This window comes from Heyndrickxia acidiproducens DSM 23148 (assembly GCF_000374345.1).
Classification (GTDB): domain Bacteria; phylum Bacillota; class Bacilli; order Bacillales; family Bacillaceae_C; genus Weizmannia; species Weizmannia acidiproducens.
Map to the genome: position 1 here is coordinate 1 of NZ_KB894054.1, position 6,964 is coordinate 6,964.

Annotated in this window: 6 protein-coding genes; 5 read left to right on the plus strand and 1 reads right to left on the minus strand. The window is 41.8% G+C overall.

Going from position 1 to position 6,964, the window contains the following annotated elements; translation table 11 throughout:
- Window positions 1-212 precede the first annotated feature (212 nt).
- Genes C232_RS0117715 through C232_RS19675 form a run of 5 tightly spaced genes read left to right on the plus strand, consistent with a single transcriptional unit; the run spans window position 213 to window position 5,959 of the window.
- Entirely contained in the window at window positions 213-1,271 is a 1,059-nt protein-coding gene (locus C232_RS0117715) for a threonine aldolase family protein (protein WP_018665446.1), read from the plus strand.
- Between the two features lie 19 nt (window positions 1,272-1,290).
- Window positions 1,291-2,448 (plus strand): MFS transporter, encoded by a 1,158-nt coding sequence (locus C232_RS0117720; protein ID WP_235801557.1) that lies wholly within the window; start codon window positions 1,291-1,293, stop codon window positions 2,446-2,448.
- Window positions 2,449-3,699, plus strand: a complete 1,251-nt coding sequence (locus C232_RS0117725; protein ID WP_018665448.1) for an ATP-grasp domain-containing protein — start codon at window positions 2,449-2,451, stop codon at window positions 3,697-3,699.
- Entirely contained in the window at window positions 3,668-4,855 is a 1,188-nt protein-coding gene (locus C232_RS0117730) for an ATP-grasp domain-containing protein (RefSeq protein WP_018665449.1), read from the plus strand. The genes C232_RS0117725 and C232_RS0117730 overlap by 32 nt, the downstream gene beginning before the upstream one ends.
- Window positions 4,856-4,870: 15 nt before the next feature.
- On the plus strand, window positions 4,871-5,959 hold the full coding sequence (locus tag C232_RS19675; protein ID WP_018665450.1) for an ArsR/SmtB family transcription factor: 1,089 nt from the start codon (window positions 4,871-4,873) through the stop codon (window positions 5,957-5,959).
- 410 nt (window positions 5,960-6,369) lie between these two features.
- Here C232_RS19675 and C232_RS0117745 read toward each other — a convergent pair.
- A partial coding sequence (locus tag C232_RS0117745; protein WP_018665452.1) for a transposase occupies window positions 6,370-6,964 on the minus strand: 595 nt, incomplete at its 5' end.

Genomic DNA, 6,964 nt, shown 5'->3' on the forward strand with positions numbered 1-6,964 from the left:
ATTGTGGAATTGGTTAAAATGGAACTCTGTCCATATTATACTAGATTTCATGCGGGTTTTTCGAGATTGAATGAAAATTTCGTCACGGATTCAGGGTTAATTTAACGGTTTTTGGATTTTTTATGGTTGACGTGTTGTTTCAAGCTTTATATAATTAATTGTGTGGTTGTGCAATTGCGCAAATATAAAATAAAAATGGGGTGGTGAATTTTATGATTGACTTACGAAGTGATACGCTAACAATACCTTCTGAAGAAATGAGGGAAGTAATGAGATTTGCTGAAGTAGGTGACGATTGTTACAGTGAAGATGGAAGTGTTAATCGCCTTGAAGCTTATTGCAAAGAGCTGTTTGGAGCAGAGGATGCACTCTTCGTTTCTAGTGGAACTATGGCTAATCAATTAGCTGTAAAGACACAAGTTGAAGAAGCAAATGAAGTTATTACTGAAGCAAATTACCATATTTCATTTTACGAAAGCGGGCAAACTGCTAGTTTAAGTAGAGTTGTTTTAAATACTGTTCGAACTGTTGATGGAGTATTAAGAGTAGACGATATTGAGAAGGCAATAAAATCAAAGCCAAGAGGGTTTATGTATGCTCAACCTCAATTGGTGACAATTGAGAACACAATAAATTATTATCAAGGAAAAATTTTCCCTTTAGAGGAAATCAAAAAGATACGAAGCTTTACATCAACTAGAAATATTTCATTACACTTAGACGGTGCACGTCTATTTAATGCTCACATTGCGACCGGGATACCATTAAAAGCTTATGCAAAAGAGGTGGATACATTAAGTGTTTGTTTTGCAAAAGGGTTAGGCGCGCCTTTTGGTTCTATGCTAATGGGAAAACGAAGTATCATAACCTCAGCACTCAAGTACAGAAAGCATTTTGGAGGCGGGCTACACCAAGTAGGCATTTATGCAGCTGCAGCCTTGTATGCTTTAAACAATAATTTAGGAGGAATTCACGAAGATCATCGACTTACAAAAAAACTGGCTGCTCTCTTATCTGAAATCTCGGAATTTGGAATATGTCCAAAAAGAATTGAAACAAATATGATTTTTTTTGATGTTGGTAATATTGGGGTTTCATCCTACGAGTTTATTGAATCGTGTAAGAAAAAAGGGCTTCTCTTATTTCCCTGGTTACCCGGTATCGTGCGGGTTGTGATGCACCGAAACATATCAGAGGAGCAAGTTGAACAAGCAGCCCGCATCATAAAAGATGTTTACGCAAGTTTTAAGAGGAGCTGCCTGTATGTTTAGAAAAGTGAACGAAGGATGGATGTCCTTTTTAGTAAGATTTTTCAATTCCCTGGGGTTTTATATCTTTACCCCGCTTCTGGCACTATGGCTAACCGAAACCAAGTCTTTGGATTTGTCCAAAGCCAGTATCATTGTTGCCAGTCTGACTTTGTTTTCAAAAGCCGGGGGTGCATTCGTTGGCGGGTTGATTGACCGGCTGGGGGTGCGTTTAAGCCTCATCCTTGGATTATGGTCCAGCGGCGGTATACTGATGCTTATTCCAGTCGTTCCGTTTTTTCCGTTATTCATTGCCCTGTCCGCATTGCTCGGTACTGCCATCTCTTTATACAATGTCGCCTTGAAAACGCAAATATCGTTTATGAATGAGCATAAGCGCCTGCGCGCATTTGCGTTATTAAATATAGCCGTAAACCTTGGCGCTTCGATTGGGCCTTTGGCAGGCGGCTGGATTTTGGATTTAAAATCATTTTGGCTGATGTTTTTTGCCGCCGGCAGCTACTTTATAGCGGGGGGAGTGGCCTGTCTGTTGCCTCAGCCGCCCTTGGAAAAAGAAGAGAATCGTTTAAATCTATTTAAATACCTGTATTCAGAAAGATATTATTTGCTGAAAAGTCCGTTTTTCCGTTTTTTATTCGGATCAGGCTTACTCTGGTTCTTTTATATCCAAATGTTTTCCACTATGCCTGTATATATATCGGGTGAAATCACCGGCAAGACAACGGGGCTGGTATTCACACTGAATGCTGTAACAGTTATTGCCTTTCAAGGAATCTTTCCTTCCGTTCAGCCAAAGCTGAAAAAGGAACAATGGTATGCGTTGTCTTTTTTGTTGTTTGGTAGTTCCTTCTTTCTTCTTTGGATTGACCAAACAGTGGTTTCTGTCTTTTTGTCCATGTTTTTGTTCAGCCTGAGTGAAGTCATTTGGACACCATTGATAGATACAGAGATTTTGCAAAAGCGCGGAAATTTGAGCTCTTCGTGGGCCTTTGGCATTGCCGGCGTAGTATGGGGGCTATGGGAGTCCTTTGGAAGTTATGCAGGGTTAAGTTTGTTGAGATCCTTTCCAGAGAAGCTGAACTTGCTGCTGGCTGTCTTGAGTGTGCTGATCGGTTTAAGTTTGATTTTTCTATCACTGTCAATGAGAAAAGGTAAAAAAATGTTCAGGAGTGAAAGATAAATGGACCACTTTCTTTTTATTGAAACCAATACAACAGGTACAGGGACCAAAGCGATGAAAATGGCTAAATCAAAAGGATACCAGATTCATTTTTGGACAAATGATCCCGGCCAGTATAAACAGATGGCAGCAGATTATCCTCTTCAATTGGCAGACCATGTGAAAATTGTCGATACCTATGATGTTCGCGCGATGATAGATTTAGTTCAAACAGCATCCTGCCGCTTTGCAGGTATTCTCGCATTCGACGACTATCATTTAATCCCTGTCAGCCGAATGGCTCATTTCCTTGGGCTTCCCGGCCATCCATTAGAAGCTTTAACCATTGCACGTTATAAAGAAAAAACCCGGCACTTTTTACAAAAAAATGATACCGGTTTCCGGCAACCTGCTTTCCATACCATTGAGGACCCTTCTGAATTAAGCAAAGATATCCCCTATCCATGTGTCCTTAAACCAGTTGATGACAGTGGAAGCTGCGGGGTAACTATTTGCCAAAATCAAGGCGAACTCATGCAGGCTCTCTCAAAAGCAATGAAGCGGATGAGGAATAAAAGAGGTTACAAATTAATAAGAAAATGGTTGGTTGAAGAATTTATCAATGGTGAAGAATATTCCGCTGAAATGTTGTACACTGCAAATGGCTGGGAACTTATCACTGCTACCAAAAAGAAAACGATAGGCTTGCATTCGGTCGAAGCAGGCCATGTTACGGGAAAAGGGATTGAACCTGTCCCCCTTTTTGAAGAAAAATGTAAAAAGTTATTGGATTTGATAGGATTAAGTTTTGGAGCAGCCCATATTGAATTTATTGTTCGGGAAAACATACCTTACCTGGTGGAAATCAATCCAAGATTAGCGGGGGATTGTATTCGCGATTTGGTTGAGTTGTCTACAGGCATTGACATGGTTGAACATGTAATTGACCAGGCAGCAGGTAAAAGAAAATCAGTAACAAATTCGCCGCGTCTTTCGGCTGCCATTCAGTTTGCCATCCCCAAATTAAAAGGGACCTATGTAAAGGTGAGCGGCATTGATGAAGCAAGAAAATCGGACGGAGTAATAAGCGTATCGGTTGCTGCTTTGCCGATGCGTACCGACCATGTATCGAGCAGCTATGACCGTTTGGGTTATGTGATTGCAGCGGGAGATACCCCGGATGAAGCTTCCGGGCGGGCAGAACAAGCCATTCAAAAATTGCGATGGGAGGTTGGAAACATTGAAGCGGCTCATCTTATTGGGTGCGAGTGAGGAGGGGATTTCAGCTGCTCACGAATGCGGGTATCATGTTATAGTAATTGAGAGTCCAAAGAAAAGCATTTCTGAAAAAGTAACCGCATTAGCGGAGGCCATCTTTTTTGCTGATATTGGGGATGCAGATGCCGCAAATCAAGTTGCCGGAAAAATTTTCTCCCAGTATGAGGATATTAAACTCATCCTTAGTTTTACGGAATTGGGACTTGAAACAGCAGCTTACCTGAGTGAGCAATACAATTTAAAAACCAATCCGTTTGAAACAGTAAGGCGGACAAGAAACAAAAATCTGATGAGAAATGCTTTTGCATCTCATGATGATCTGAAACTGCAAACTTTTTCCGGAAAGGCAGACAGGCTCCCGAAAGAGATTTCCGGTCTGTTGCCGATGATCGTCAAGCCCAATGACGGATTTGGCAGTCAAAATGTTTCTTATATAAAAAACCAACCGGATTGGAAAAAATGGCTGCGGACCCGTGCCCAAAGTAAACTTGAGTGGATTTTGGAACCTTTTATTGAAGGTCCCGAGTTTAGCGTAGAAACGGTTTCATCTGAGGGGGCGCATGCGGTACTTGGCATTACGGAAAAGGAAACGAGCGGTATGCCGAATTTTATCGAAACCGGGCATATTGTGCCTGCGGTCCTGGAAACAGAGCAAAAACAGCAAATAGAAAGGATCGTAAAAAAAGCCTTGACTGTTCTGGGCGTCCAATACGGTCCCGGCCATGTTGAAGTAAAATGGGATATTGCAAACAAACGTCCGGTCGTGATTGAAGCCCATACGAGACCAGGCGGGGACTTTATTCCGTTTCTGCACTATCTGTCCAGCGGTCTTAATCAATACAAACTTGGAATATTAAGCTTTGAAGGGGAACACAATCTTGATATGCAGCCGCAGCATACAAAATTTTCACAAGTGAAGTTTTTTATGTTTGAAGAAGGGCGATTGAGTGCTTTGGAGATGAGGTCCTCTGTGCCGGCGCCTATTGTGGAATGGAAAATTGCTTATCAAGTAGGGGAGCACATCCCCGGAAGCCGGGACTCGTTTACAAGAGGCGGGCACATCATTGCTTCATCCGATTCCAAAACACTTGCCGCTAAAGCAATCGATGATTTTTATCATCGCATTGTATGGAAAATAGATAAAATATAAGAAAGATGTGGTCATATGGCAGTATTAACCCCTGATTCAAATGAATTTCAAATTAAATTGGAGTTTTTAACCTCTCCCGTCTTCGAAATGATGGCATCTTTAAGAAAATGCTATCTCATGCAAGGGCGGGTCGAATGGGAAGATATAAACCTGCAAAATTTTTATACGGAAAATCAAGTATTGCTCAAAAGGTACTATGGCGGTTTTGAGATGGGTGCCCAGCTTGCTGAGCTTGCGGTTGGACTAAACCAACCCCATTCTATTCAGGATTTTATCCATTGGGTTCAACAGATGGACCGTCCCCGTTTTCTTTATTACTTATTGGGCCGGTATCTGGAGGTGGAGGAAATTGAAACCATTTTTGAAAACTCGCGCGAACCGTCAAATGAAATAAAGCAAAGAATTGAAAAAAAGGACGGATTCGTGCACGAGGAACAGTTGGCTTTTGCGGAAAATTGGCCTGTTTGGCACCGGCAGTTGGCCGATTTATGGTCTGCATACTATGAGGAATATTTTTTTAAAATAGCGAGGCATGTGGCGCCTTTTTGGGAGCAAGCGAATGACAAACTGGCCAGGGACCTGAATACGAAAGGGTTAAATGAGGTTTTGAGAAGGCTGCTGAAGGGAAAAACGATTCCTGAACAATTTCCTGAAAATAAGCAAACAGAAGTGGTTCGCTTTTTCCCTTCTTACTTTGTTTCACCAAAGTTTATCCTAATTTGGGGATGGGGCGAATTAAATCTCGTTTATGATCTTACATCCTATTTGGGCCGGCCATTGACCACGTCTTCCCCATCCGAAAACAATGGCACGCCGGCCACCTTGGATGAAATCTCCTTTTTTGGCAAAGCGTTATCAGAGCCGATGCGTATCCGTATTTTATCTTTGATTGCAAGAAAGGAAGGGATCAAAGCCCAGGAGATGGCCGAAAAATTAGACCTGAACCCTGCCACGATTTCCAGGCACTTGAACATTTTGAAAAATTGCAAGCTCATCACGGAAACCAAGCAAAAAAGCCATAATATTTACTTTATCAATCATAGCGAGTTCAGGCGCTGGGCAAAACAACTGGAAGGGGAGCAATTTCTAAAGGTCTCCGATTGATACATGATTTGGCCGGTTTGTTTTGGAAAGCAGCCTAAATGCCCTTGAAGTAAATGCGTTTCAAGCGGAGTGGTTTGTTGACCTACACCGGCCGCACGGGCAAGCCTCTCTCCTGTACTTGGTGCAGCCGTGCATGTAGACTAAAAAGAGACAAAGGAGAAAGCAGGTGTTGTTTTGGTATCCTATATCGTACCTGAATCCGTGACAAAAACCTAATTTGCGGCAATAATAGGTAGATTCCATTGTACAGCCTTCCGGTAAGTGACTGATTTTTTGTTAAACAGTAGTTTTTCTTGTTTTTGATCTTTCAAAAAGCTGTTCAGGTGATTTTCCAGGCACGACAAATAAACTTGCCATTTCCATTTTTTTGCAAGTTTTACGGCAATGTATTGGTACTGGTTCATGCCTGATTAGAAAAAGGCATAGTAGAGGCGCCCAAAAGCTGGAAGCCTTTTGTTGGTTGAACTTATTTTTAGCTTCCACTGTCTTCCTTGGTGAACAAGTTTTGAAGCCAGGGTAATCATGTTCTGTATGACAGTTCGGATTCTTCTTCTTTTCACTTTCTTTTTAAGAGGTGTATCCTGTTCTTTCAAGCTTTCCTGTCCGATCATACGAAGTAAATTGTAAGCAAAAATACCAAAATGAAGAATGAGTTCGTTCGTTTCATATTTTCCGGATGGTAGGCGTTCCAAATCCAGCTCTGATTTAATTTCACTATGGAACTGTTCGCATGTACCATGGTCGTGATAGAGTGAGACTACCACATGAGCCGGAACATCCAAGGTCGTCCAGTAGGTTTCAAATTCATATTCCGGTATCAAAAAAATTTGACCGTCCCTTGAGATCGATCTTTCGATCACTTTAAACACTTTCCGGATGGTACGCTCTTCGCCATTCATTTCAATAGTTGCGGGGATGGATCCAAGGTAGACTTTCTTTCCTTCTCGTTCTTCGCAGCACATGCCGTATTTTTGAGCGATTTCAAGCCAGTCCTCCGCTTTTTCT

Excerpts from the sequence above, each read along its gene's own strand:
- C232_RS0117720 (WP_235801557.1), top strand. The coding sequence starts at position 1,291 with ATGTCCTTTTTAGTAAGATTTTTCAATTCCCTGGGGTTTTATATCTTT.
- C232_RS0117725 (WP_018665448.1), top strand. The coding sequence starts at position 2,449 with ATGGACCACTTTCTTTTTATTGAAACCAATACAACAGGTACAGGGACC.
- C232_RS0117715 (WP_018665446.1), top strand. The coding sequence starts at position 213 with ATGATTGACTTACGAAGTGATACGCTAACAATACCTTCTGAAGAAATG.
- C232_RS19675 (WP_018665450.1), top strand. The coding sequence starts at position 4,871 with ATGGCAGTATTAACCCCTGATTCAAATGAATTTCAAATTAAATTGGAG.